General features: G+C 62.0%; 23 protein-coding genes. 5 read left to right on the top strand and 18 right to left on the bottom strand.

Going from position 1 to position 26,471, the window contains the following annotated elements:
- Nucleotide 1 precedes the first annotated feature (1 nt).
- The 7 genes from sufD to aroC form a co-directional block, all read right to left on the bottom strand.
- Entirely contained in the window at nucleotides 2-1,228 is a 1,227-nt protein-coding gene (sufD, locus tag AC0AII_RS03810) for a Fe-S cluster assembly protein SufD (protein WP_144085634.1), read from the bottom strand.
- A complete protein-coding gene (gene sufB / locus AC0AII_RS03805) occupies nucleotides 1,228-2,682 on the bottom strand; it encodes a Fe-S cluster assembly protein SufB (RefSeq protein ID WP_180335444.1) in 1,455 nt (484 codons plus the stop codon). The genes sufD and sufB overlap by 1 nt, the downstream gene beginning before the upstream one ends.
- Nucleotides 2,683-2,943: 261 nt before the next feature.
- Nucleotides 2,944-4,608, bottom strand: a complete 1,665-nt coding sequence (pyrG, locus tag AC0AII_RS03800; protein WP_490446188.1) for a CTP synthase — start codon at nucleotides 4,606-4,608, stop codon at nucleotides 2,944-2,946.
- Nucleotides 4,609-4,673: 65 nt separating this feature from the next.
- Entirely contained in the window at nucleotides 4,674-7,217 is a 2,544-nt protein-coding gene (locus tag AC0AII_RS03795; protein WP_490446187.1) for an excinuclease ABC subunit UvrA, read from the bottom strand.
- A complete protein-coding gene (aroQ, locus tag AC0AII_RS03790; RefSeq protein ID WP_490446186.1) occupies nucleotides 7,214-7,684 on the bottom strand; it encodes a type II 3-dehydroquinate dehydratase in 471 nt (156 codons plus the stop codon). Before aroQ ends, AC0AII_RS03795 begins: the two co-directional genes overlap by 4 nt.
- 3 nt (nucleotides 7,685-7,687) lie before the next feature.
- Nucleotides 7,688-9,319, bottom strand: coding sequence for a bifunctional shikimate kinase/3-dehydroquinate synthase (locus AC0AII_RS03785; protein ID WP_490446185.1), 1,632 nt, complete (start codon nucleotides 9,317-9,319; stop codon nucleotides 7,688-7,690).
- 13 nt (nucleotides 9,320-9,332) lie between these two features.
- On the bottom strand, nucleotides 9,333-10,526 hold the full coding sequence (gene aroC, locus AC0AII_RS03780; RefSeq protein ID WP_490446184.1) for a chorismate synthase: 1,194 nt from the start codon (nucleotides 10,524-10,526) through the stop codon (nucleotides 9,333-9,335).
- Between the two features lie 62 nt (nucleotides 10,527-10,588).
- On the opposite strand from aroC, the gene AC0AII_RS03775 reads away from it, so the two are divergent.
- On the top strand, nucleotides 10,589-11,062 hold the full coding sequence (locus AC0AII_RS03775) for a hypothetical protein (RefSeq protein WP_490446183.1): 474 nt from the start codon (nucleotides 10,589-10,591) through the stop codon (nucleotides 11,060-11,062).
- A 25-nt stretch (nucleotides 11,063-11,087) separates the two neighbouring features.
- On the opposite strand, the gene mltG is transcribed toward AC0AII_RS03775, so the two are convergent.
- The 7 genes from mltG to rpsD all read right to left on the bottom strand — a co-directional run bounded on the left by mltG (nucleotide 11,088) and on the right by rpsD (nucleotide 17,789).
- The gene (gene mltG, locus AC0AII_RS03770; RefSeq protein WP_490446182.1) at nucleotides 11,088-12,284 is read right to left on the bottom strand and encodes an endolytic transglycosylase MltG; all 1,197 of its coding nucleotides are present in this window, start codon (nucleotides 12,282-12,284) and stop codon (nucleotides 11,088-11,090) included.
- Nucleotides 12,285-12,767, bottom strand: a complete 483-nt coding sequence (gene ruvX / locus AC0AII_RS03765) for a Holliday junction resolvase RuvX (protein WP_490446181.1) — start codon at nucleotides 12,765-12,767, stop codon at nucleotides 12,285-12,287.
- A gap of 7 nt (nucleotides 12,768-12,774) precedes the next feature.
- Nucleotides 12,775-15,456, bottom strand: coding sequence for an alanine--tRNA ligase (alaS, locus tag AC0AII_RS03760; RefSeq protein WP_490446180.1), 2,682 nt, complete (start codon nucleotides 15,454-15,456; stop codon nucleotides 12,775-12,777).
- A gap of 166 nt (nucleotides 15,457-15,622) precedes the next feature.
- Nucleotides 15,623-15,862, bottom strand: coding sequence for a hypothetical protein (locus tag AC0AII_RS03755; RefSeq protein ID WP_490446179.1), 240 nt, complete (start codon nucleotides 15,860-15,862; stop codon nucleotides 15,623-15,625).
- A complete protein-coding gene (locus tag AC0AII_RS03750; RefSeq protein WP_144085644.1) occupies nucleotides 15,862-16,308 on the bottom strand; it encodes a DUF948 domain-containing protein in 447 nt (148 codons plus the stop codon). The genes AC0AII_RS03755 and AC0AII_RS03750 overlap by 1 nt, the downstream gene beginning before the upstream one ends.
- A gap of 93 nt (nucleotides 16,309-16,401) precedes the next feature.
- Nucleotides 16,402-17,070, bottom strand: a complete 669-nt coding sequence (locus AC0AII_RS03745; RefSeq protein ID WP_490446178.1) for a histidine phosphatase family protein — start codon at nucleotides 17,068-17,070, stop codon at nucleotides 16,402-16,404.
- 92 nt (nucleotides 17,071-17,162) lie between these two features.
- Entirely contained in the window at nucleotides 17,163-17,789 is a 627-nt protein-coding gene (rpsD, locus tag AC0AII_RS03740) for a 30S ribosomal protein S4 (RefSeq protein ID WP_015021916.1), read from the bottom strand.
- A gap of 319 nt (nucleotides 17,790-18,108) precedes the next feature.
- Here rpsD and AC0AII_RS03735 point away from each other — a divergent pair, with 319 nt between their 5' ends.
- Together AC0AII_RS03735 and AC0AII_RS03730 are read left to right on the top strand one after the other, a co-directional pair.
- Entirely contained in the window at nucleotides 18,109-18,795 is a 687-nt protein-coding gene (locus AC0AII_RS03735) for a TetR/AcrR family transcriptional regulator (protein ID WP_490446177.1), read from the top strand.
- Nucleotides 18,792-20,069, top strand: a complete 1,278-nt coding sequence (locus tag AC0AII_RS03730; protein WP_490446176.1) for an MFS transporter — start codon at nucleotides 18,792-18,794, stop codon at nucleotides 20,067-20,069. Before AC0AII_RS03735 ends, AC0AII_RS03730 begins: the two co-directional genes overlap by 4 nt.
- Nucleotides 20,070-20,182: 113 nt before the next feature.
- On the opposite strand, the gene AC0AII_RS03725 is transcribed toward AC0AII_RS03730, so the two are convergent.
- From AC0AII_RS03725 to AC0AII_RS03710, 4 genes are all read right to left on the bottom strand, one after another.
- Entirely contained in the window at nucleotides 20,183-20,755 is a 573-nt protein-coding gene (locus tag AC0AII_RS03725; RefSeq protein WP_490446175.1) for an NAD(P)H-dependent oxidoreductase, read from the bottom strand.
- 120 nt (nucleotides 20,756-20,875) lie between these two features.
- Nucleotides 20,876-22,213 (bottom strand): ABC transporter permease, encoded by a 1,338-nt coding sequence (locus AC0AII_RS03720; protein WP_490446174.1) that lies wholly within the window; start codon nucleotides 22,211-22,213, stop codon nucleotides 20,876-20,878.
- On the bottom strand, nucleotides 22,200-23,393 hold the full coding sequence (locus AC0AII_RS03715) for an ABC transporter permease (RefSeq protein ID WP_490446173.1): 1,194 nt from the start codon (nucleotides 23,391-23,393) through the stop codon (nucleotides 22,200-22,202). Before AC0AII_RS03715 ends, AC0AII_RS03720 begins: the two co-directional genes overlap by 14 nt.
- Nucleotides 23,394-23,434: 41 nt before the next feature.
- Nucleotides 23,435-24,391: an ABC transporter ATP-binding protein gene (locus AC0AII_RS03710; protein ID WP_490446172.1), complete on the bottom strand. Its 957-nt coding sequence runs from the start codon at nucleotides 24,389-24,391 to the stop codon at nucleotides 23,435-23,437.
- Between the two features lie 178 nt (nucleotides 24,392-24,569).
- Between AC0AII_RS03710 and AC0AII_RS03705 the strand changes: the two genes are divergently transcribed.
- Together AC0AII_RS03705 and AC0AII_RS03700 are read left to right on the top strand one after the other, a co-directional pair.
- Complete coding sequence (locus AC0AII_RS03705; protein WP_490446171.1) at nucleotides 24,570-25,805, top strand: sensor histidine kinase; 1,236 nt, start codon at nucleotides 24,570-24,572, stop codon at nucleotides 25,803-25,805.
- Nucleotides 25,802-26,464 carry a response regulator gene (locus AC0AII_RS03700; protein ID WP_490446170.1) on the top strand — a complete coding sequence of 221 codons (663 nt, stop codon included), beginning with the start codon at nucleotides 25,802-25,804 and terminating at the stop codon, nucleotides 26,462-26,464. Before AC0AII_RS03705 ends, AC0AII_RS03700 begins: the two co-directional genes overlap by 4 nt.
- The last annotated feature ends 7 nt before the right edge of the window (nucleotides 26,465-26,471 follow it).

The following is a 26,471-nucleotide window of genomic DNA, read 5'->3' as shown; positions in this document are numbered from 1 at the left end:
GTCAGTTCTCCTCCAAAACGTGCTGCATCTCTTGATCCTCGCCGGCCGCCAGCCTGCGGTCGATGACCCCCATCAGGTGCCCGGAGACGCTGGGGACGTCGATCTCCTCCACCAGTTCGCCGAAGAAGCCTCGAACCACCAGCTTGCGGGCCTCCTGCTCGGGGATGCCGCGGGACTGGAGGTAGAAGAGTTCCTCGTCGTCGAAGCGTCCGACCGAACTGGCGTGGCCCGCCCCGATGATGTCGCCGTTCTCAATCTCCAGGTTAGGCTCGGAATCGGCGATGGCCCCGGGGGTGAGCACCAGGTTCCGGTTGAGCTCGTAGGAGTCGGTTCCTGGCGCGGTGGGCTGAATGAGCGCGTTGCCCACCCAGGTGGTGTGCGCGCCGATGCCGTCCAGGGCCCCCTTGTAGACCACACGGGACTTGCAGTTGGGATGGTTGTGCACCACCATGGTCCGGTGTTCCATGTGCTGGCCGGGATCGACGAAGTAGATGCCTAGCATGTTCAGGTCGCCCTGCTCGCCACCGAAGTCCTGGTCCATGCGCAGCCGTACGACATCGCCGCCAAGGCTGACCACCGAGTGGCGCAGGGAGGCCTCGGCTCCCAGGTGGATGCGGTGGTTGCCTATGTGCTTGCTGCCCTTGTCCCACTCCTGAATGAAGGTGGTCGACATCTGCGAATTGTCACCGATGTCGATTTCAACCCCCTCGGCCAGACGTGCCTGCCCCTGGTGCTCGACCACCAGATCGGCCTTGGTGCCCGCTTCGGCCTTGATGACCAGGTGGAAGGCATCCAGTTCGGGGCCGCCGCCGTTGACACGGACCAGCACAGGCTGATCCAGGGTGCCCTTGAGGTTCACCACCGTCGCCTGCTTGCCGCTGGCCCACTCCACAGCGGCCGCTCGGTCGCTGGGCTTGAGGACGGTGCCGCAGGGGGCCTGATCCATGGGAACCTGGCTGAAGCTGACCTGATCTGCAGGCGGTTCAGACCCGTCGATCATGGTGACTGAGACCTTGGTCAGGCCGCTGGGCTGGAAGACGGTGAAGAACTCCTCCATCCGGTCGATGGGGGTGAACCGCCAGTCATCCTGCTTGCGGGTGGGCATGGGGAAGTCGTCAGGGTTGAAGGAGCGGGGCTCCTTGTCGGCGCTGGACGGCATGGTGGCCGGGAAAGCATAGGGATCCTTGGGATCCGCATGCGGAATGGTTATTTCGCTGTTTTGTGACATCAGCCTACCGAACCCTCCATCTGCAATTCGACCAAGCGGTTGAGCTCCAACGCGTACTCCATGGGCAGCTGCCGGGAGATGGGCTCCACGAACCCGCGCACGATCATGCCCATGGCCTCCTTCTCCTCCAGGCCACGGCTCATCAGGTAGAAGAGCTGGTCCTCGGAAACCTTGGAGACGGTGGCCTCGTGGGCCATGGAGACGTCGTCCTCGCGGACGTCCACGTGCGGGTAGGTGTCCGAGCGTGAGTAGTCGTCCACCAGCAGGGCGTCGCAGACCACCGAGGAGGAGGACTTCTCGGCCCCCTTGATGATCTTGACCAGGCCCCGGTACGCGGCCCTTCCCCCGTTGCGGGAGATGGACTTGGAGACGATGGTGGAGGAGGTGTGGGGTGCCAGGTGGATCATCTTGGCGCCCGTGTCCTGGTACTGGCCCTTGCCGGCAAAGCCCAGGGAGAGGGTCTCGGCCTTGGCATAGGGCTCAGCCAGGATGCAGGCCGGGTACTTCATGGTGGCCTTGGACCCGATGTTGCCGTCCACCCACTCCATGGTGCCGCCCTCGCGCACGTAGGCGCGCTGGGTGACCAGGTTGTAGACGTTGTTGGACCAGTTCTGGACCGTGGTGTAGCGCACGCGGGCGTGAGGTTCGACCACAATCTCCACGTTGGCCGCATGCAGGGAGTCGGTGGAGTAGATGGGGGCCGTGCAGCCCTCCACGTAATGGACGTAGGAGCCCTCGTCGGCGATGATCAGCGTGCGCTCGAACTGGCCCATGTTGGGCGTGTTGATGCGGAAGTAGGCCTGCAGGGGGATGTCCACATGGACCCCCTTGGGCACGTACACGAAGGAGCCGCCCGACCAGGCCGCCGTGTTCAGGGCGGCGAACTTGTTGTCGTCCGGGGGAATGACCGTGGCGAAGTACTTGCGGAAGAGGTCCGGGTACTCCTTGAGGGCCGTGTCCGTATCCAGGAAGATGACCCCCTGTTTGCGCAGATCGTCACGGATGGAGTTGTAGATGACCTCGGACTCGTACTGGGCGGCCACGCCGGAGACCAGCCGCTTCTTCTCAGCCTCGGGGATGCCCAGCCGGTCATAGGTGGTGCGGATGTCGTCGGGCAGGTCCTTCCAGTCCTTGGCCTGCTCCTTCAAAGGCTTGACATAGTACTTGAAGTCGTCGGCATCGAACCCGCTCAAATCCACGCCCCACTTGGGCATGGGCTTCTCCATGAAGGCCCGATAGCCCTTGAGACGCATCTGCAGCATCCAGTCAGGCTCGCCCTTGTCGGCCGAGATGGCCCGGACCACGTCCTCGTCGATGCCCTTGTGGGCGTTGCGCCCGGCATCGTCGGAGTCGTGCCAGCCATAGGTATAGTCGCCGAACTCGGAGATGATCTGGTCGTCTTGTTTGATTTTCTCTTCATTGACGCGGGAGCGGTCGGCCACGTACTGGCTCATTTCCACATCCCGCGATGTGTCTGTCCGCTGCGAGGTGCTGTCCACGAGCTGAGACCTCCTAACACACGCACGGCCGCCATATGCGGCCGCTCACACCATTACAGAATAACCAGGACAGTAGTAAACCGCCAGACCTGGGCTTACGCTCTCTAAGGAATCCAGCCGACCCTCTTGACAAAGCCGTCGATACGGACGATCGCCCGCTTCCCTGCGAGAGGGAGACGAGCGATCATACCGAAAATGTTCGAAAAGGAATCGACCTCAGGCGGCCTCCTGGCCTCCGTGCTCCAGGCTGGCCTTGACCAGGCCGGCGAAGAGGGGGTGCGGCTTGGTGGGCCGGGACTTGAACTCCGGGTGGGCCTGGGTGCCCACATAGAAGGGGTGCTGGTCCTGGGAGAGCTCCACGAACTCGGTCAGCTGCCCGTCCGGGCTGGTGCCCGAGATGTGCAGGCCGGCCTTGTCCAGCCGCTCCTTGTAGGCCACGTTGACCTCGTAGCGGTGGCGGTGGCGCTCAGAGATCTCGGTGGAGCCGTAGAGCCGGGCCACCAGGGAATCGGGCTTGAGCACCGCCGGGTAGGCGCCCAGCCGCATGGTGTGGCCCATGTCGCCGTGGCCGGCCACGATGGCCTTCTGCTCCTCCATGGTGGCGATGACCGGGTTCTCGCAGTCAGGCTCGAACTCCGAGGAGTTGGCGTCCTCCAGCCCCAGGACGTGGCGGGCGAACTCGATGACCATGGACTGCAGGCCCAGGCAGAGGCCCAGGGCAGGCAGGCCGGTCTCACGGGCATAGCGCAGGGCGCCGATCTTGCCCTCGATGCCGCGGATGCCGAAGCCTCCGGGGACCACAATGCCGTCCACGCCCTCCAGGGCCTTGCGGGCGCCATCCATGGTCTCGCAGGTGTCGGCCGCCACCAGCTTGACCTGGACCTGGGACCGGTTGGCGAAACCGCCGGCCTTCAGCGCCTCGATGACCGACAGGTAGGCGTCGGGCAGGTCGATGTACTTGCCCACGATGGCGATGGCCACCTTGGTGCGGGGGTTGTGGACGCGGTCCAGCAGGTCCTCCCACTCGTTCCAATCGACATCGTGGAAGGGCAGCCCCAGCTTGCGCACCACGTAGGTATCCAGACCCTCCTTGTAGAGGATCTTGGGCACGTCGTAGATGCTGGGCGCGTCCACGCAGTTGACCACGCCCTCGGCATCCACGTCGCACATCAGGGAGATCTTGTCCTTGATGGCCTGGTTGAGCGGCCGGTCCGAGCGCAGCACCAGGGCGTCAGGGGCGATGCCCAGCTGGCGCAGGGCCATGACCGAGTGCTGGGTGGGCTTGGTCTTGAGCTCGTGGGCGGCGGCCACATAGGGCACCAGGGAGACATGGACGAACATGCAGTTGTCCGGGCCGATGTCCCGACGCACCTCGCGGGCGGCCTCCATGAAGGGCTGGGACTCGATGTCCCCTACAGTCCCGCCGATCTCGGTGATGATCACGTCCACGTCGTCGCTTGCCTGGGCCCGCATGCGGCTCTTGATCTCGTTGGTCACGTGGGGAATGACCTGGACGCACTGGCCCAGGTACTCCCCCGCCCGTTCCTTGCGCAGCACGGACTGGTAGATCTGGCCGGTGGTCACGTTGGCCTTCTGGGAGAGGAAGACGTCGGTGAAGCGCTCATAGTGGCCGATGTCCAAGTCGGTTTCGGCCCCATCCTCGGTCACGTAGACCTCGCCGTGTTGGAAGGGGTTCATGGTCCCCGGATCGACGTTGATGTAGGGATCCAGCTTCTGTTGAAGAACGCGGATTCCGCGGCTTCTCAGCAGTCGGCCCAGAGATGATGCGGTCAGCCCCTTGCCCAGTGAAGAGACCACGCCGCCGGTGACGAAAATGTGTTTGGTGATATGCCCTTGCGAATTTCCATGTTCTCTGACCATGGAACTTCAGCCTATCAGGCAGGAGCGACCAGAAACCGGCCAACACTCGAGGAGGAGGGAGGGATTCAGGGACGGCTCGGATGCAGGTGGTCGGCCAGGTAGCGGCCGGTCACTGAATCCGGGTTACGGGCCACTGATTCAGGGTCGCCCTGGGCCACGATGCTCCCGCCACGGTCGCCGCCGCCCGGGCCCATATCGACCACATGGTCGGCATTGGCGATCATGTCCAGATCGTGCTCGATGAAGACCACGGTGGCCCCCTTGCTGACCAGGCGCTCCAGCACGCCGATCAGGACGCGCACATCCAAGGGATGCAGGCCGGTGGTGGGTTCGTCCAGGACGAACATGGAGCCATTCTGCCTGCGGCCCAACTCGTTGGAGAGCTTCAGCCGCTGGGCCTCCCCGCCGGACAGGGAGGGGGTGTCCTCCCCCAGGGTCAGGTAGTCCAGGCCCAGGTCCTTCAAGGTCTGCAAGCCTCGGCGGATGGCCGTGTACTCGCGGCCCTGTGCGAAGACCTCCAGAGCCCGGCCCACCTCCATGGCCAGCAGATCAGGCAGGCTCAGCGGCTCCGGGTGTGCCGGCGTCGACAGGCGGTAGTGCTCGGCCTCCGGACGGTACCGACGACCCTGGCAGCTGGGGCAGGTGATGGGGATGTCGGGCAGGAACTGCACGTCCAGGCTGATCTGCCCGGTGCCGTCACACTGGGGACAGCGCAGGGATCCGGTGTTGTAGGAGAATGCCGAGAGGCCCAGCTTGTCCTTTTTCGCCTGGTCAATGGCCGCGAAGAGACGGCGCAGCCGGTCCATGAGCCCCGAGTAGGTGGCCACTGTGGAGCGCACGTTGATGCCTATGGGCGAGGAGTCCACCAAGCGGACCCTGTCGATGCCCGCAGGGTCCAGACTGTGTACATGCTTGGGCATGGGGTCGCCCTGGATGCGGGCCTGCAGGGCCGGGACCAGAGACTCCAGGATCATGGTGGTCTTGCCGGAGCCGGATACACCGGTCACTGCCGTCATGCATCCACGCGGAATGGCCAGGTCCAGAGGATGGACCGTGTGAATGGGTCCTGACTGCATGCGGATCCAGTCACGCTCTGCAGGCATGGGATGCCGATCCCGAACCAAAACGGGCTCGCTGCCATCCAAAAAACCAGCGATGCGCGAGTCCTGATCAGCGGCGATTCGCTCAGGAGCTCCCTGGGCCAGGATCCTGCCGCCGCGCACCCCTGCTCCGGGACCCATTTCGATCAGATAGTCGGCTGATTGCAACACCTTGACGTCATGGTCGACGAAAACCACCGAATTGCCGTCGGCCAGCAGGTCGCGCATGACCCCTATCAGCCCCTCCAGGTTGGCAGGATGCAGACCGGTCGAGGGCTCGTCCAGCACATAGAGCACACCGGTGGTCTCATTGCGGACAGCCCTGGCCAACTGGGCCCGCTGCCGCTCCCCGGTAGACAGCGAGGCGCTGGAGCGGTCCAGGGTCAGGTAGCTCAGGCCCAGCTGGATCAACCGCCTGCCCATCTCATCCAATGTCTTGCAGAGGGCCGAGGCCATGGGCCGCATGGGCTCAGGCAGCGTGGGCGGCAGCTGCCGACCCCAGTCCAGCACCCGATCCAGGGGCCAGGAGGTGACCTCGGCCAGATTGTCCCCGTTGATCTCGGGCAGACGCGCCCGTTGGTTGAGTCGGGTGCCCTGGCAGTCCGGGCAGGTCCGTTCGGTCAGGAACTTGGCCACCTTGGCCAGGCGCTTGTCGTCGTTGGCCCTCTTGAGCTCCTCGGTCACGGTCAGCCGTGCGTTGCGGAAGGTGAAGTCCAGCTCGTGGACACCCTTGATTGACGTAATGGTGATGTGCTTCTTCTCGGCCGGCCCCTCGAAGACGATCTTCCGCTCCCAATCGGTCAGATCCCGCCAGGGCACGTCGGTGCGGACTCCGAACTCGCGCACAATGTCGGGCTGGACGTTGAAGCCGAAGGTCCGCCAGGGCACCACGGCCCCCTGGTCGATGGTCAGGCTGTCGTCGGGGACCAGGGTGGCATCGTCCACCTCGCGCACGGTCCCGATCCCCTGGCAGGTAGGGCAGGCTCCCAAGGAATTGAAGGCTAGTTCCTCGGCGCTGGGAGGCTCCACCTTAGCGCCGCAGATCGGGCAGGTTATGGGCATCTCGGCTGCGACAGCCAGGGTGGGCTCCTGGCGATGGCCATTGGGGCAGACATGGCTGGCCAGCCGGGAGAACATCAGCCTGAGCACGTTGAGCAGTTCCGTGGCGGTGCCGAAGGTGGAGCGCATGCCGCCCACGCCCGGCCGTTGACGCAGGGCCAGGGCGGGGGGCAGGAAACGCACCGATTCCACCTGGGGACGCTGGGCCTGGGTCATCCGCCTCCTGGTGTAGGTGGACAGGGATTCCAGGTAGCGGCGGGAGCCTTCGGCATAGAGAACCCCCAGAGCCAGGGAGGACTTGCCGGAGCCCGAGACCCCGGCGATGCCTACCAGGTGATGCAAGGGGATGTCGACATCCAGGTTGTGCAGATTGTGGACCCGGGCGCCGCGGACAAGGATGGCCTTGGGCGGTGCGGAGAGTTTCTTGCTGGTCTCCCCGCTGTCGCTCATGCGTTCTCCAGCAGGTGGGCCACAGCTTCCAGGGCCAGCCGGTAGCCGTAGAAGCCCATGCCGGTAATGGTGCCGGTGGCCACCGGCGAGATGACGCTGCTTCGACGGAAGGCCTCCCGGGATGAGGGATTGGAAATATGGACCTCCATCAGCGGCAGCCCTGCCTGGGTGACCTGGACGGCGGCATCGGCAAGCCCATAGCTGTAGTGGGTGAAGGCTGCCGGGTTGAGCACCACCGCGCTGCCCTGGTCCACGGCCTGATGCATCCAGCGGATGACCTGGCCCTCGTCGTCCGATTGCAGGACCTGAACATCCAGGCCCAGCTGCTGACCCCAGTCTTCGCAGTCACGGGTCAGCGTCGCCAGATCCTGACGACCGTAGACATCAGGGTCGCGCACACCCAGCCGACCCAGGTTGGGTCCGTTGACCACCAGAACCGTCTGCCTGCCCTTGTCGGCATCCGCCATCTGTCATTCCTCCTTGCGTATGGCCTGGAAGGCCTCCTTGAGCGCCGAGACCGGCGGGTCGTCCAGGTGGGTGGGTTTGCCCAAACCATCAAGAATGATAAACCGCAATTTGTTGCCACGGGCCTTTTTATCCCGATGCATGAGGGCCAGCACCTGGTCGAAGTCGCCCCCGTTCCACCAGGTCCTCAGACCCAGGGAGGACAGCAGCTTCCTGTGGTAATCGACCGCTTCCTGATCCAAGTGGCCGGTGATCCTGGCCAGCTCGGCTGCAAAGACCATGCCCACGGACACGGCCTGACCATGCCGCCAGGTGAAGTGTTCGATCTTCTCGATGGCGTGGCCCAGGGTGTGCCCATAGTTGAGGAACTCCCGCAAGCCGGACTCCTTGAGGTCCACTGAGACGTGCCGGGCCTTGACCTCGACGGTACGTTCGATCAGATCCTGGACCACCGTGCCCAGCCACTGGTCGGACTCCTGACCGTCGAAGGCACGCAGGGATTCGGCCCGCTCCTCCAGCTCACGCAGGATGCCGCCGTCCATGATGAAGCCGGACTTGGCCACCTCGCCCAGCCCCTCTACAAAGATGTCATTGGGCAGGGTCCGCAGGGTCCGCAGATCAGCCAGGACGCCGACAGGGGTATAGAAGCTGCCGACCAGATTCTTGCCCTGCTCCAGGTTGATGCCGGTTTTGCCGCCGGTGGAGGCATCGACCATAGCCAGCAGGGAGGTGGGGCAGTTCACATAGCGGATGCCCCGCATCCAGGTGGCGGCGATGAACCCAGCCTGGTCTGTGGCGGCTCCCCCGCCCAGTCCCACCACCGCGTCAGAACGGGTGAAGCCCTCGGTGGCCAGACGCTCCCAGATGCCCTGGCTGACCTGGATGGTCTTGCCGGCCTCTGCGTCGGGAATGGTAAGATCCACCACCTGATACCCGGCCTGGCGAAGCAGGGCCCGGGCATGGTCGGAATGACGCTGAACCGGCTGGGTGTGGATCAGGGCCACACGCATAGTCTGGTCGCCAAGCAGCTCATGCAGCCGCCCGGTTACGCCTGCACCGATCCTCACATCGTAGGGGTCGGGACCGCTGACGTGGACCACCCGCTCAGTCAAGGCATCCGCCAGCCGTCTGGCCAGGGCTCGAGGGGTGGTGTTCCTGGATTTAAGGGTGATGGTAGCCAGCTCCTGGTAGACGCTGCGACGCTCACGGTAGAGAGCCATCCAGCGCTCCGATGCGCCGCCGCGGAGTAAGGGACGATGATCCGACCGAGCTGCTCGGCTGACCCCCTCCTCGGGGTCTACCTGCAGGTAGACCACAGCGCCGCCTGCCCGCCGATAGTCCTGCAAGGCCTGGAAGACCTCGGTGCTCATGGGTGCGCCTCCACCCAGGGACAGGATGCCACCGGGAAAGTCCTTCAAGAGGTCCAGGACCACCCTGGTCTCCATACCGCGGAAGGCCTGCTCACCCTGAGTGTCGAAGATCTCGCTGACCGATTGGCCTGCTTCCTCCTCGATGCACTGGTCCGTATCCCGGAAGGGCGTCTTGATCAGGGCGGCCGTCTCCCTGCCCAGACGGGTCTTGCCCGCACCGGGCATGCCAATGACGACAGCCTTGGGCATGCTGCTGCTTTCAATCATGCAAGTCCGCCCCTCACCGCAGATGCTCGGGCCAGGACTGGAGGTAGGCCTGGGCGTTGCGCCGAACCTCGTCGAGCGAGTCGCCGCCGAACTTCTCCAAGGCGAACCGTGCCAGGGTCAGGTTCATCATGGCTTCGCCGATCACTGCGGCGGCGGGCACGGCGGTCACGTCGGAACGTTGATGGATAGCCTGGGCAGGCTGGCCGGTGGCCACATCCACCGTGCGCAGGGCCCGAGGCACCGAAGAGATGGGCTTCATCGCGGCCCTGACCCTGATGGGCTGGCCGTTGGAGGTGCCGCCCTCCAGGCCTCCAGCGTGGTTGCTGAGCCTGCGGATGGTGCCGTCAGGACCGGGCTCCATTTCGTCATGGGCCTGTGATCCGGGGCGGTCAGCCTCGCTGAAGCCATCGCCGATCTCCACGCCCTTGATGGCCTGAATGCCCATGAAGGCGCTGGCCAGGGCAGCATCCAGACGGCGATCATCCTCCACATAGGTGCCCAGGCCTGCCGGCACACCATAGGCAATGACCTCGAAGACCCCTCCAGCGGTGTCGCCGTCCTTCTTGATCTGGTCGATCCTGGCCATCATCCGCTTCTCAGCGTCCTTGTCCAGGGTCCTGACCGGCGAGGCATCCAGGGCGGGTCCGTCCTCAGGACCGGGCGTAGCCTCATGCCCCTCCAGGCCGACCCCGGCTATGGAGATGACATGGGAGACGGTCCGTATGCCCAGGGCCTGCTGCAGGAAGTCAGCAGCCACCGATCCCAGGGCCACCCTGGAGGCGGTCTCCCTGGCCGAGGAACGCTCAAGGACCGGGCGCGCATCCGTGAACCCGTACTTGCGCATGCCGGTCAGATCGGCGTGGCCGGGCCTGGGTCTGGTCAGCGGGGCGTTGCGGCCGGTCGCCGGAGGCTCCTGGTCGGCAGGCAGCTCGTCCACGCTCATGATCCGCTCCCACTTGGGCCACTCCGTGTTGCCGATTTCGATGGCCACCGGTGAACCGAGCGTCCGTCCATGCCTGACCCCGGTCAGCAGCCGAACCTTGTCCTGCTCAAAGCCCATCCTGGCCCCACGGCCATAGCCCAGCCGACGACGGGCCAGGGCTGATTCGATGTCCTTGGTGGACACGGCGACCCCGGCGGGCAGACCTTCCATCATGGCCACCAGGGCCTCTCCGTGGGATTCCCCTGCCGTCTGCCAGCGCAACATATTCAAGCTCCTCGTTCGTTCCTCGTTTGCCAGGTTAGGGCTACGTATGATTATCTTAGAAGATGGTCTACCTCATCCCAGCGCCGGGACTGCTGACCGCCCTCCTCCTGGCCCTGATCGACATCCGCACCCGGCGAGTCCCACGTCTTCTCGTGCTCGTGGGACTGGTGCTGCAGACGGTGACCCTGCTGGTCTTTTCACTGTTCCAGGCTCAGCCGATGCTGCTGGTGCAGTGCCTGCTGCTGACGCTGGCCTCTGCTGGACTTCAGCTCCTGCTGGCCCTGATCCGGCCCGGCGCCCTGGGACTGGGCGACGTGACGGCCACTGGTCTGGTGGCCCTGAGCCTGTCAGTTCTGGGATGGGCGACGATCCTGGTCTGGTGGGCGATGATGGGGCTGCTGGGGCTGATTGCCTTGGCCCTGGCCTGGTTGGCTCGTCGCCGCGGACCGGTCAGAACGCACAATCCCCTCTCGCTGGCCTACGTCCCAGTCATCCTTGCTGCGGCAGTAGTGGCCCTGATCATTGACACCGTCTAGGCAATTGCAATCCAAGCGCAAGGCGCTAGTCGTTCTGCTCGTTGTGCCGAGATTCCCAGGCCTTGTATTCCTTCACGTCGCGGTTGAACTGATCCTGGTTGTCGCTGAACCTGGTTTCTCCCGTGTCCAAGTTGACAGTCACGAAATAGAGCCAGTTGCCCGACTCCGGGTGCATGGCCGCCTGGATGGCCTCGTCTCCCGGGCTGCCGATGGGGCCTGGAGGCAGACCCTGGTGGACCCTGGTGTTGTAGGGGTCGCTGGCGTTCTGCAGCATGGCGTCGGTCAGCTTCAAGGCCGAGACATTGTTGGAGTAGGCCACAGTGCTGTCCATGCCCAAGGGCATCCCCTTGGCCAAGCGGTTGTCGATGACCCTTGCCACCTTGCCGTAGTATTCCGATTTGTTGACCTCGGCTTCGGTAATGGAGGCGGTATTCAGGATGGTCTGCCGGTCCTGACCGCCGGGTACGCCCAGCTGGTCGAGATGCTCAATGCGCTTGGAGACCAGGTTGGACAGGATGGCCTTGGCCGACCCGGCCTTGCGCACATCGTACTCCCCGGGCTGCAGCCAGCCCTCGAAGTCTCCCTGGGCCTCCGGGGGCAGAATCCCCTCACCCTTGGCTTGAACCAAAGCATCGAATTCGCCCTGCGGAACCCCAGAAAGCTGAGCGGCCCTGGCAATCACATCACGCACCCGCTCGCCGGCCCGCACCTGCAGGAAGCCTCCGGCCTTGTTCCGGTCGGTCAGAATGGCCACGACATCGGAGGCCTTCATCCGCAGACGCAGATCGAAGGTGCCCGGCACCAGCCTGGACTCGGATTGGGCGCTGGTGATGGCGTGCAAAAAGGCCTCAGTGGACTTGACCACTCCAGCCTTGACCAGGTGAGCACCGACCTGATCAGCCCCCTGTCCGCTCTCGATCGTGAACTCCACCGGCGCTCCGCCAGGGCCGGGATAATCCGGAGCGACCTCCTTGGTGGCTACGATCCTAGGAGCTCCGTGGCGCAGCCCGCCCACCAGAATCACCACGCAGGAGGCAGCAACCACCACGGCCAAAGCGATGAGGAGAACCATAATCCGCTGACGGCGCTTGCGGCGCTCACGCCGACGACGCATCTCACGACGCGAACGGGGAGGACGCGGCGGCAAAGCGGAGACCGGGGCTTGCCCATCGGCCACCCACTGGACCTTATCCTGGAAGAATTCCTGCATGTCGTCGGCCAATTACCACTCCTTGTCGGCACGTTGGTTGTCCAGGGCCGACTGCAGCAGCACAACAGCGGACTGCTGATCGACCACAGGACGATGTCTTCGCCCGTCCACGCGGGCATCGTATAGCTGACGATGGGCGCTGACGGTCGTCAGTCGTTCGTCTCGCAATACTACACTTGGCAGTTGCTCAGGGGCAACGCCAGAATCTTGTGCAGCCTCCTGCAGACGTCCAGCCAGGGCACGCACCCAACGGGCCGCCTTTTTGGCGCTGCGACCAGCCTGGCCGCTCAGCAGCAGGGGGTATCCGACTACGACCTTGGACACACGTTTATCCATGATCAGGTCTTCCACCTGGTCCAGGGCTTGGAAGTAGTCGCCCTGAACCCTGATGTTGCCAGCGGGAAAGGCCAGGGTCAGCTCCGGGTCCGACAGGGCCAGACCCACCCTGGCTTCCCCAAGATCCACCCCCAGCCATACGGCTGTATGTGATCGCACGGGAAGCTCAGCCCTCTCGGACCTGATCACTCAGGGCCTTCAAGGCCCGATCTATGGCCGAGGCATCCTGACCGCCGCCCTGGGCGAAGTCAGGCTTGCCTCCACCGCCGCCTCCCAGGACCTTGGAGGCTGTCCTGACCAGGTCGCCTGCCCTGAGGCCGCGATCACGGGCCGCCTGGTTGGTGGCTACGAAGATGACCGGCTTGTCATCCTCGCTGACACCGGCCAGGGCGACCACAACCGGGTACTCCTCGCCCATGCGGGCCCGCAGGTCGGTCACCGTCTTGCGCAGGGCATCCACAGAACCGAAACGGCCCATATTCCGGGATGCGATCTTGACATCTTCCGGGGCATGCAGGGCCTGGTTGGCCAGTTCGGGCACAGCCTGGGCCATCTGCTGCTCATAGGTGGCCGCCAGTCGGCGGTCAGACTCCTTGAGCTTGGCCAGCAGGGCCGAGATTCTGGATTCCAGCTCATCGGGGCGGGCGTTGAGCTTGTCTGAGAGCTGTGAGACCAAGGCGTGCTCGCGGGCGTTGTACTCGTAAGCCCCCTGGCCCACTACAGCATCAACGCGACGAACGCCGGTGCCCACCGAGGCCTCGGACATGATGGAGACCGCGCCGATCTTGCCCACGTGATCCACATGGGTTCCCCCGCAGAGCTCCCGGCTCCAGCCGTCCTCGCCTATGGAGACCACACGGACCACATCACCGTACTTCTCCCCGAACAGGTGCATGGCACCCAGGGCGATAGCGTCGTCGTACTTCATCTCCTGAGCGGTCACAGCCAGGTTGTCACGCAGGCGATCGTTGACACGGGATTCCACCGCATCCATGGCCTGGCGGCTGGGGGCCTGCGACCACTGGAAGTCAAAACGCAGCCTATTGGGCGCATCCTCGGAGCCACGCTGCGTGGCCTGGGGGCCCAGCTCCTCGCGCAGGGCCTTGTGGACCATGTGCGTAGCGGTGTGCGAACGCGCAATGGCCCCACGCCGGTTCCGGTCAATGGTGGCCGTAACCTTGGCCTGCAGGGTCAACGTGCCCTCGGTCAGCCGGCAGCGGTGGACGGTCAGCCCCTTGACGGGATTCTGCACATCGTCCACCTCCAGGACGGCCCCGTCGTCGGTCAGGATCTCACCCTGGTCGGCCAGCTGGCCACCGGCCTCGGCGTAGAAGGGCGAGCGGTCCAAAATCACCTCAACCTGAGCAGGTGCCTTGACGGCCGGAACCGCGCCCTTGCCCTCCTGAATGATGCCCAGGACGGTCGAGCGGCTGGAAAAGTCGGTGTAGCCCAGGAAGACCTGAGGCTCGTCCAGTGTCTTGCGCATATCGTCGTAGACGCTCAGATCCACGTTGTGCCGCTTCTTCATGGCATCGGCGCGGGCCCTGGACTTCTGCTCGTTCATGAGCTTTCGGAATTCGTCCTGATCCACCTTGACGCCCTGCTCGGCAGCCATCTCCAGGGTCAGCTCGATGGGGAACCCATACGTGTCATGCAGGGTAAAGGCATCCTTGCCTGAGACTTCGGGATCACCCTTGTCTTTCTTGGCTTTGTTGACGGCTGTGTCCAGGATGGTGGTTCCCTTGTCCAAAGTCCGGCGGAAGGCCAGCTCCTCGCCGTAGGCTGATTCGGCCACCTCGGAGAAGGTGTCGTTGAGCTCTGGGTAGCTGGGGGCCATGGCGTCCTTGGAGACCGGGAAGAGCTGGGGCAGAACCTCCTGGTCCACGCCCAGCATTTTCATGGAGCGGATGGTCCGGCGCAGCAGACGGCGCAGCACATAGCCACGGCCGACGTTGCTGGGGCGGACCCCGTCGCTCATGATCATCAGGGCCGAGCGCACGTGGTCCGCCACCACACGGAAGCGCACGTCATCCTGGGCATTGTCGCCGTAGTGCCGACCAGACAGGCCCTCGGCAGCCTGGATGACGGGGTAGACCTCGTCAGTCTCGTAGATGTTCTGCTTGCCTTGAAGCAGGTAGGCCAGGCGCTCCAGGCCGGCGCCGGTGTCGATGTTCTTGTGCTCCAGCTCCCCCACGATGTGCAGGTCGGTCTTGGAGCGGACATTGTCCACCTCGTAGTTTTCGAAGACCAGATCCCAAATCTCGATGTATCGGTTCTCGTCTGCCGAGGGGCCGCCCTCCTTGCCATAGGCAGGGCCGCGGTCCACGTAAATTTCGGAGCATGGGCCGCCGGGGCCGGGACCGCCGGTGGTCCAGAAGTTGTCCTCCATGCCCAGGATCTCCATGTGCTCGGGGTCGAAGCCCTCGTTCTTCCACAGGGAGCGGGCCTCCTCATCGTCGGTGTAGGTGGTCACCCAGATCGTTTCGGGATCGAAGCCGTAGCCGCCCTGGTCCTGGGGCTTGGTCAGCAGGTCCCAGGCGTAGTGGATGGCCTCCTCCTTGAAGTAGTCCCCGAAGGAGAAGTTGCCCAGCATCTGGAAGAAGGTGCCGTGACGGGTGGTCTTGCCAACCTCGTCGATGTCCAGGGTGCGCACGCACTTCTGGTTGCTGGCCATCCGGCTCTTGGGCGGGGTCTGCTCCCCCAGCAGATAGGGGATGAAGGGGACCATGCCGGCGATGGTGAAGAGCGTGGTGGGATTGGGCGAGATCAGGGAGGCGGAGGGAACCACCAGATGATCCTTGTCCTGGAAATAATCGAGGAAACGCTTGGCGATTTCCGATGTGCGCATGCTGCTTCTGCTCCTTCAGACCCGATGAACGCCGAGGGGATAACGGGTCGTCCAAATGACTCGGTTGTCCGGGGTGCGAACAGGTCGCCCGCACTCCGGACTCTTAGCTGAATATGGTGATTTTACACCGGCCAGGCGCATCTGTCCTGGCCTGTCCGCCCCAGGCTCAGCCCTGGAAACGCTCCAGATAGCGGCGGTCCAGCTCGTCCTGCCGCTGGTGCATGGTCTGGGTGAACTGGCGCACCAGGCCGGACAGGGTCCGTGAGGCCACCTGGTCCTGGTCCTCGCCCAGCACGAATTCCCTCGCACGCTTGGGGGTATTGGCCCTCACATAGGCCTCGGCCTTGGTCACCAGGACCACGCCTGCCGTGACACCCAGGCCCATCCAGAAGATCCGTTTGAACATCAGCGGGTCCTCCCCTCGTTCCCTTGGCCGTCATTGGCCTTTTGTGCGGTGGTATTTGGTGCGGTGGAGGGCTTGGATTCGGCGCTGTTGCGGCCACCAGAAAGGAATGACGAGATCGTCTTGCGCAGGGCATAGAGGAAGGCTGCCACTTTGATGACCGGCTTGCCCAGCATGGATCCGTACAGGTCGGTCAGGGCGCCGACGTTGCCTGCCGTGGTCGAGGCCGCTGCGGAGATGCGATTGACGTCGGTCAGGGTCTGGTTGAGCTGGGTGACCGTGCTGGTGGACTCATCCAGGGTGGGCACGACATGGTCGCCCGCCTGCTTGATGGTCTGCGCCAGCTGGTCGAAGAGCTTCCCCAGACGAATCAGGGGATAGATCAGAAACCCCGCCAGGATAGCGAAGGCAATGGCCGCTATCAGGCCGGCAATCTGTCCTACGTCCATCTGCTACCTCTCTTCCATAGGTACGATACTGGGGACAAGGCTAGCACGCGCCATCTATCAGCCCAAGGCCATGACCGGCCGGTTGAAGCCGATTCAGCGGTTGAAGGACTGAACCTGCAGGGCGCGCTCAAAGGGGGCCTCCGTATCGAAGTCGAATATGGTGACGCTGCCGTTGCTCGGGCGGCTGCTGGTGTCATAACGCCCGCCGCCGAATCGGTTGACCAGACTGAGCAGGGTGTTGCCGTGCGAGATCAGCAGGACACGGTCGCCATCTTTTAGATGCGGGTCGGCGGCAATCAGTGCGAATCCGCCGGCAATGCGCGTCCAGTACTCGCTGTCGGACTCCGCATCACCGAAGGGATCGGCCTCCTTGAGGAAATCCCTGGTAGCCGCAAGGCCGAACTGATCCACAATCTGCTGGTAGGTGCCCGCCCCATAAGGCGCGCCTGCAGCCCACCAGGCCATGGCCATGTCCTGCCCCTCGAAGTAGCCGTAGAACTGCTCGCGGAAGTGGCTGTCGCTGACCGGCTCAGGCTTCTTCTCCGACTGGTTCTGGTCCAAGATCCTGCGGACTGTCTCCTGGGCGCGGGTGGTGTCCGAGCAGTAGGCGGCCGCGAAGTCCACCTTGCTCAATTTGTGGCCCGCACGATCGGCGTCCCTCAGCCCCGATGCAGTCAGCGGCGAGTTGGACCAGCCTTGAAGACGGTTGTAGCGGTTGAAATAGGTCTGCCCATGGCGGACAGCATACAGATGGAGCAACATGCCCCCATTATCCCACCCTTACACCAGCAGATGCGGCAGATCCTGACATGCAAAGGGCCCCGGACGAACCGGGGCCCCAAAGTTCCTCGTGGTCAGCGAGCGTAGAACTCGACCACGTACTGGATGTTGATCTGAACCGGGATCTCCTCCGGCTCGGGCTTGCGGACCAGGCTGGCCTTCAGGGAGGCCAGGTCCACATCCAGGTAGCCGGGAACCGCGGGCAGCACGTCCCGGTGGACGCCTTCGGCGGCGATCTGGAAGGGCACCATGGTCTGGCTCTTGGGCTTGACCTGGATGGTCTGGCCGGGCTTGACCCTGTAGGAGGGGCGGTCCACGATGTTGCCGTCGACCAGGATGTGGCGGTGGACCACGTACTGACGGGCCTGGGCGGTGGTGCGGGCGATGCCGGCGCGCAGGACCAGGTTGTCCAGGCGGCACTCCAGCTCGCGAAGCATGGCGGCACCGGTCTGGCCGGACTCGTGGGTGCCCCGCTCATAGGCGGCGCGCAGCTGCTTCTCGGAAACGCCGTACTGGGCGCGCAGCCTCTGCTTCTCACGCAGACGGACGGCGTAGTCGGACTCGGTGCGACGGCGGCTGCGGCCGTGTTCGCCGGGGCCATAGGGGCGCTTCTCGAACAGGCGCTGGGCCTTGGGAGTCAGGGCGATGCCCAGAGCGCGGGACAGGCGGACCTGGCGACGCGCACGCTGAATGTTAGTCATTGATGCAATCCTTACTTGCTTCTGTCGTTATCTGAACGAAGACGGCCGGAACCGTCGAGTCAGGCCTCTCCAATGCTTCACCGTGCCAAGCACGAACGACCTTGCGGCCGCCGACCCATTGATGGGCTGAGACTCCAGATAAGTCCGCGCACAAATACGCAAACCAAGTGTTTATTAAACCACATGAGCACGACCTGGGAGCACATGTATGTTATGGTATATTCATACCAACGGTCGGTATGATATTGATCCAAGGCATGCAAACTCCCCCCAACCGATCAACAACGACCCATCTCAGCGATCTGAAAGGAAGACAACCATGGCCCGCAACGCACATCCAGAGCTGACACAGGAGAGAATCGTCGAAGCCGCCACCGAACTCTTCACCAGCCAGGGCTACGACAAAACCAGCATGCAGGACATTATCAATGCAACCGGCGGCTTGAGCAAGGGGGCCGTCTACCACCATTTCCGATCCAAGGAAGACCTCTTCGACGCTGTGGCCGACAGGTTGATGAACACCATGAGCGAGGAGACCAGCAAGACCAATGCCGGGTCGAAGCAAGGCACGGCTTTGGAGCAGCTGCAGTCGCTCTTCTCCCCTGAGCGAGCGCGAAAGAGACTGAAGGCCGCGGATCTGATGTTCCGCAAATTCAATCCAAAAGCCAATCCCAAGATGATCGGCATGGAATTCACCGCCTTGGTGGACGAGCGGGACGACTTTGTCGACCTGATCACACAGGGCAATCAGGACGGATCAATGCATGTGAACCAGGTCGAACAAGCCGCGGAGATCCTCCGCCTGCTGGCCAACATGTGGCTGCTGCCCTTCTTTCGCCAAGGCACGCAAGCTGAGCTGCGCACCAGAGCCGCCTGTTTCTTCACGATTATGCAAAGCTTGGGTATCCCCCTGCAAGACCGGGGATTCTCCGACCTGCTGGCATCCTTCGGTACCGACACCAAAGGCAACAACAAGGGAAAGACTGAAAGCGAAGGCGGTATATGAACCCGCCCGCTAGCGACCAAACCTCAAACATGGGCCACTCCAAGGGTAAGGGTCTGCTGACACCACCATTCATTGCTCTTCTGACGACTGAGATTCTCTCCAATCTAGGGCAGACATGCTTGGTCTTCGCCCTTCCGCTTCATTTGCTGAACATTTCAGGATCAGCATCCCTCTATGGCATGGCCTCCGCTATGGCCGTCCTTCCATCCATACTCCTGACGCCTCTGGGCGGAGCTCTGGCCGACCGGCTGCACAAGCAGTCCACCATGGCAGTGCTGGACATTCTGTCAGCGTTGACTGCCTTCTTATATATCCTGATCAGTCACAAGATCGACCCGGTTTTTTTGACTGTGACCTGCATGATGCTGGTGAATGCCTACAGGGCCTGTTACAGCCCAACGGTGCAAGCAGCCCTTCACTGCCTGGTAGACAGCAAAGACCTGACCCGCGCATCAGCCCTGGTTTCCCAGGCAATCTCCCTGGTAGGAATGATCGGACCAGTAGTGGCCGGCATGGTCATGGGCTTCTTCGGAATCATGCAAGTGGTCGGGGTTGCCGCTTTGGTCTGTCTTCTTTCTGCCGTCTGGATCAGAATCGCCGTCAGGATTCCCGAACCGGCACAGGGTCCCTCCCAAGGCCCAGGAGCACTGGTGAGCCATCTGGCTGCGGACACCAAAGCGGCTGCACAGTTTCTGGTCAGGCACAGCAACCTCAAAGTGGTCATAGGACTCAGCCTGGCGGCCAACCTGATCTTTGCCTCGTACATCAACGTGGCCCTGCCATATATGATCACTCGGACACTGGGTCTGAGCAATGCCATGCAGGGGCTGGCCGAAGGGATACTGGCCTGCGGGAGCCTGCTTGGAGCCATCTTGGTGTCCATCCGCCCTAGCTGGTTCTATCTGCAACGGATACCCTTGCTGCTCTCGGGCAGCGCCCTGGTCCTCCTGCCCATTGCCGCAGGGCTGCTTCTGCATTTGCCTGCTCATGTCCTCTTCACCCTGGTAACCGGGTGCATGGCTCTGGCTGCGGGAATGGTGCAGACGGTCAACATCACTTCCATGTCCTATGAGCAGATTCATACCCCTGCAATGCTGATAGGCAAAGTAATAGGGCTGACCAACAGTCTATGCATGTGCGCGATTCCGCTGGGGCAGGCCGCCTTCGGCCCGCTGATCGACCACTGCCCCATGACCTTGATCATCACTGGTGTTGTCATGGTGACACTGCTGACATGTCTGATTGCCAGACTGGCCATGAAACCGGACGAATAATCAGCAAAGCGAAGGCCTTTTGAATGCTGCGCCGGCTCTTTTCGTCATTGACGACCTAGCAACCATCGCTTAACGACATAGACAGAAAAGTGTCTCAATAAGGCTGACAGGCCTTACTTTGCTAAGGGCACTTTATTGCAAATCTTCTGAGTAAAGGCTTTGCGGCGTTCAAGTGTATCAACCTTCGAGTCGATGCGGCCCAGAATGCTGGCCCCTGTGAATTTGATACCGCAGAATTTTAAGATGGAGTACTTCCATCGGGTCACGGTGGAGCCATACATCTTGGAGACGAAGGCCGGCCCATGGCTGCTGCTGATAATTTGCGCGGTCTTGCCTTTGAGCAGCCCCTCCGATTTAAGGCTGCTCTCATATCGGTAGGCAAATTGGGGCGTGAGTACCCTATCCAGCCAGCCCTTGAGGATGGCTGGTTCGCCCGCCCACCAAATGGGGAAGACGAAGACCAGATGATCGGCTCGGGCAACCATGTTTTGATAACGCTTAGGCGCTGATTCGTCCTCCATGTGCTTGGCATAGCCGTAGCGAAGCACTGGGTCAAAGTCTTCCTGGCTGAGGTCGATCATTTCGACCGTGTGGCCCTTACGCCGGGCAGCTTGTGCATAAGCCTGGGCGTTGGTATGGCTAAAACTACCTCCATAGGGTGATCCTTGAATAACGAGTATGTTCATATCATTTACTTCTTCAGTTGTGCTGCATTTGGTTTGGCTCTATTATCCAAAATTATTTTATATTCGATAGATTACCTTAAGCAAAACCGTTGACAGAAAGATGATATGAATGCGGAAAAACTACCCGATCATACTGGGGTCTGAGCTGACAGGAGCGACCAGGGTGGCCCGAGTGCGTGTCAGGCGTGAGACCATAAGACCTACACAGGCATAAGCCAGCGCGAACAAGGCAACCACGGTCAGCGGAGGACCCCAGGAGGACAGACCTGCTGCGCTGGAATCCATGATTGATTGGACTGCAGTGTTGTACCACCAGCCCGGCGTCAGTTTGCCGATCGTCTGCATGACCGGAGGCAGGGGGCCGCCGGAACTTGACCCGGAGGTGAACATAACCACCAGGCCGAAGGTGACCCCGACGGAGTTTATGAGCGAAGAAGAAGGATTGAACTGAGCAAGCATGAATCCAAAGGATGCCGCCGATACAGCGAATACCAGCATGACGAAAAAGCTCAGCAGCACCCTCCCCCAGCCAAGGGAAGCCAAGGACACCCCCGATGCCGCCATGCTGAAGGCAACGAGTGCCACGTAATATGCCCATGAGACACCTGCCACAATGAGGGCTGCCGTGAGCTCCTGTCCATTCAGGCTGCTTGACCGCTCTGGAGAGGCAAGCAGGCGTCGATGTCGGTCGGGAGAACTGAAGGCTCCGAAGAGCGTGGCGACGCAGACCGTCAGCGCTGTCATCAAGGGAAAAGCGGCCAGGCCGACTGTCGTAGCGAAGCCTTTCAACAAAGCTCCATGGTTATCAGTCTTGGGGCTGGCATGGATGCCCATATGTGGCTGGTTGCCGGCATAGTGTGCCACTGCATAGGCAGCCGCATCCTTGACCGCCGCAGATGAATGCAGCTCCATCGAACCTTTTTGGCCTAGACCCGTAAGCAAGGCAGTACGAAGAGCATCAAAATAACTGTCCACCTGCAATTGTGCCAGACTGCCGCGGCTGGAATTATAGGAGGCAGCCGTTTCAACTTTAGGAAAACTCGGTGTCTTACCGCCGCTGTGAGCTTGGGCGGCAGTGTCGTCAAGCGCATCAAGGAACCGGTTGCCATATCCGGCTGGGATGATAACGGTTAAATCGCTTTTACCGGATACATTGGCGTCCTGCAGGGCTTGAGGCTCATCTTTGACTGTCACCAATTGGGCCGACTTGCCCAGATACTGCTCCAGACCCTGGCCCATCGCGCAACCAGCCTGGTTACCGCAGTCCCGGTTGATGACGACTATTTTCGCCTGCGCAGGTTCGAAGCGACCAACCGAGCTTGAGGTATTGGCACGTACCGCGGCCTGCATGTTCGTGGAACCGATGACAATCATGATCAGGCTCATGCCCACTAGATACAGGAGGAGGTAGAACTTATGCGCCCAGATGACGCGCAGCGCTGTTTTACAAGTATTCATACCGTTGTTTCCTTAGGAGCAGACCACAGATGGCCAGGAAGATGGCAGCCATAGTGATCAGAATGCCGCAGGTGCGGGCGAAGGGTGCCAGGCTGTCGTAGTAGACGATGTCGTAGAAGAGGTTGGAGACCTGCTTGACTGGGTTGATCAGGTGAAGGATCGGAGCATGCTCCTGGATGGCATTGTTCAGGTCCATGGCCAGGCTGCCGTAGAGACCGATAAAGGCACTCAGGGTGCAGTCGATGCCTATGACCAGGCCAACCTTCGTCTCGGTGGGGAGTTTGGGAATCGCGCCCATCATAGAACCAAAAGCGGTAGCCATAAAGGTGCCCACAGCGATGGCTATGAGGGCTATCGGGTCACGACCACCGGTTTGCACTCCACAGACTGTGCGGACGAAGATGTAGGCGACCAGGAGGCTGACTGCGGAGAAGAGCCAGGAGGCCAGGAAGGCGCCCGCTGCCTGCCGCCACTTGGGGCTGGGAGAACTGGCTCGTCGGGCTCCCAAGGCTGAAAGATTGGGCTGAGTCTTGGCTATCATCTCGGCAGCGGTGCTGGCACCGATAAGGCAGGCCATAGCCAGCACAGCGAAGAAGTAGGGCGCGGTCATAGAAGGGTGGATGTGCGTCAGACGGATTTGCTTGGTGTAGGTCGGTCCGCCGGATTGCAACAGAATTTGATTGCTTGGTGAGGCAATGGCTGCCCTTGCGGAGTTGGCTTGGTTGAAACTGCCCAGCGAGGCGGACAGAATGGAGACCGCTATGCCTTCTGAGGCGGTTGCATCGGATTGGATGCTGGCGGCTTCGCGGTCGGACAGGACCATGTTGACCAGTCCGTCAGAGCCCGCGTACAGGTAACCAATATCCTTCCGGCTATCCAGACGCGTGTTCGCTTCCTCCCTGGAAGCCACTGTCGTCGGGATAAGCAGCTGAGTGTCGTCAGACCCAGCCTTGGGCTTCTTCGATAGCGATGAGACCAGTTCGTCAGCACCTGGGCTGGCTTTCCAGTTGGCGTCCGAAACTATGGCGAAATGCTGTGCCTCGGCAGTGTAACCGTCTTGCAGGTTGCTCATGATGCCCAGCATCAGAGCGGCCAGAATGACCGGGAAGGCCAGAACCCAGAAGAGGGAGGAGGTGCTGCGTATCGAGGTCTTGACGTTGATCAGAAATGAGTTCCACATGGATAGGTGCTCCTTACGGCAATTGAGCCTACGAACCGCGCTCAGTCGCGCAGTTCCTTGCCGGTCAGTTCAAGGAACACATCGTTCAGGGATGGCGGACGGCTGGTCAGGTGGCCGTAGCTGGTCTGGGTGGATTCCAAGACCGTCAGCACATCCTGCAGGTTGTGCTCGCCCTGCCGGCAGTGGATGACCAGCTCCTTGCCGTCATAGTCGACGGACTGGGCCAGGGGCAGGGCGCGGATCTTGGCCAGTGTGGACTCCTGCAGGTCCAGGGTCTCGACGGTGACCTGCTCGCCGGCCTGGACCATGCCCTTGAGTTCCTCGGCTGTGCCCAGGGCGATCTGACGGCCGTGGTCCATGATCATGATCCGTGTACAGATTTGTTCGACCTCCTCCATGTAATGGCTGGTGTACACCACGGTGGCCCCCTGGGCGTTCAGCCGTTCGATGCCCTCCAGTATGGCGTTGCGGCTCTGGGGGTCCACGGCGACGGTGGGCTCGTCGAAGAAGATGAGGTCGGGCTGATGGGCGATGCCGCAGGCGATGTTGAGCCTGCGCAGCAGACCGCCAGACAGTTTGCCGGGTCGGAACTTGCGGAATTCGCCCAGCCCCACGAAGTCGATGGCCTGCTCGACCAGATTCTTGCGGTCGGCCTTCCTGGGCACATAGAGGGAGCAGAAATAGTCGATGTTCTCCTGCACGCTCAGTTCGTTGAAGACGGCCACATTCTGTGGAACCACGCCGATATGACTTTTGAGGTCGTAGGAGGTCGGGGTCATCTCCTGCCCGAATATGCGAACCGTTCCCGACTCAAAGCTGAGCAGGGCCAGGATGCAGTTGATGGCGGTTGACTTGCCTGAACCATTGGGGCCAAGCAGTCCGAATACTTCACCTCGGCTGACTTCCATATCGAAGTGGTCCAAGGCCACCATGTCACCGTAGCGCTTCACCAATGCGCTGACCTGCAAGGCCGGCTCTTGCTCACGTGAACTGTTCATAACTCCATCATCCCAGCCAGGGCTGGCCCGACACCATGACAGCCGTCACCAAAGTTGTGGATGCTCAAATCAGACCTATGACATTTGTCATGGGTGGTCCTGCATGCGCCTAGGCGCAGGAACGGGTAGCCCGAGAATTACTATTTGAGGCAATAGGCAACAGGGCAAGGAGACATTCATGGGCAGGATAGCTGGCTGGCTGGTCCTGCTTGGTCTGGGGACCTTATGCGGATCATGGTATGGTTCAGGGGTTTCAGGAACCCTGATCGCCGGCCTCCTGGCCTCGGTAGCCGCAGGAGCCCTGTGTGAATGGCTGCTGCCATCGCCAGGTTCCATCTGGGGCGGTGCTCTGGTGTCGCTTTTGGCAACGTTCATTCCAGACTGGATTTTCTTCTTGCCGGCCCTGGCCTTCGAAGCGGGGGTCGGACTCGGAAGCATCGTCCCGGCTACCGGATCAGCCGGCATGAACGACTCCCAGGCCAAGACCGCTGGGCTGGCCCGGCCCAGGTTGATCCTGGCCTTGCTGACGGCTTTCTTTTGGCTAATACCGGCCATGGCCGACCTCATACTGTTCACAGGCCTCACCCAGCGCTATGCCCTACTGGCTTTGTTGACATCAGCACTGGCACAAGCCGGCGGACTGGCATGTGCGCACTTGGCCGTGGCTAAGGGGCGTGTCTGGCAGATTGAGGACACCGAACGCTACCGGATTCGCCAACTGCACGGCCGCATCAACGACCTGGACGAGGAGCGGGCCCAGGCGACCCGAATGGCGCACTTATCCGAGCGGACCCGGATCGCCCGAGATATTCATGACAATGTGGGCCACCTGCTCACCCGAGCCATCATGCAAGTCCAGGCTGGCCGGGTGGTTGCGCAGAGCAAGGGCGATCAGAGTACCGAGCGGATACTGGATGATGTCGGCAAGACCCTGAATGAGGCCATGACCACAATTCGTCGTTCGGTGCATGACTTGGAGGATGAGGGCACCGACTTCGCATCCCAGATGGAGGATGCCAGCTCCGAGGCTTCTATGGGGCGGCTGAAGGTCGATCTGAACAACGGCATCGAGACGGCTCCCGCGCCAGTGAGCCGCTGCCTGGCCACCATCGTCCGCGAGGCCCTTACCAATACGGTCCGCCATTCTTCGGCGAGTTCAGCGCAAGTCATTCTGCGCGACCTTCCAGCCTTCTGGCAAATGGTGGTGCAGGACGACGGCGGCATTCAGCAATCACAGCCAGACAGCCGCGGCATGGGGCTGGCCGATATGGAAGCCAGGGCCAGAGCCTTGGGCGGCACGGCCAACAGCGGTCCCAACCGACAAGGATGGAAGGTTTTCGTATCCTTGCCCAAGGAACCCTGGTCCGACCGCAGCACAGCTGAGCATGGAGAAGATAAGAAGGTCATGGCATGAAAGTCGCTATCGCTGATGACGATCCGATCGTCTGCTCATCCCTGTCAACGATTCTGACGGCAACCGGCACCGCAGATGTGCTCTGGACCGCCAATGACGGTCAATCAGCCCTCGAGAGTTTTCAGGCCGCTGGTCGCAGGCCTGACATACTGCTGCTCGATGTGCAGATGCCTGGCATGGACGGCCTGGAGGCGGCGGAGCGCATCCTCGCCATGGATTCGACTGCCCGGGTGCTCTTTCTGACCACCTTTGCAGACAAGGAGTATATTTCCCGCGCACTGGCCTTGGGTGCCAAGGGTTATGTGATCAAGCAGGACGTGGCCTCAGTGGTGCCGGCCCTCCAAGCCGTCATGGCCGGTCAGACGGTTCTTGGAGCTGAAGCTGTTGCCAACCTGTCGCTTGGCGAACAGGATGAGCAAGCGCGAAAGGATACAAAGGATGCAGCTGAGCCTGTTCCCCGGCGCTTCCAAACCCTGACTGACCGCGAACGTGAAATCGTCGCTCTGGTGGCCGACGGCCTCGATAACCAGGCCATCGCCAGGCGTCTCTATCTCAGCGAGGGCACCGTCCGCAATCACATCTCAGCCATTCTGGCCAAGACCAACCTGGCCAACCGCACCCAACTCGCCGTGGAATGGCTGTCTGCACAAGAGTCGTGAGCATACA

The sequence above is a fragment of the Bifidobacterium sp. VU/mBH4 (B4) genome (genome assembly GCF_058199535.1).
This window is presented reverse-complemented; position numbering and strand designations above follow the sequence as displayed.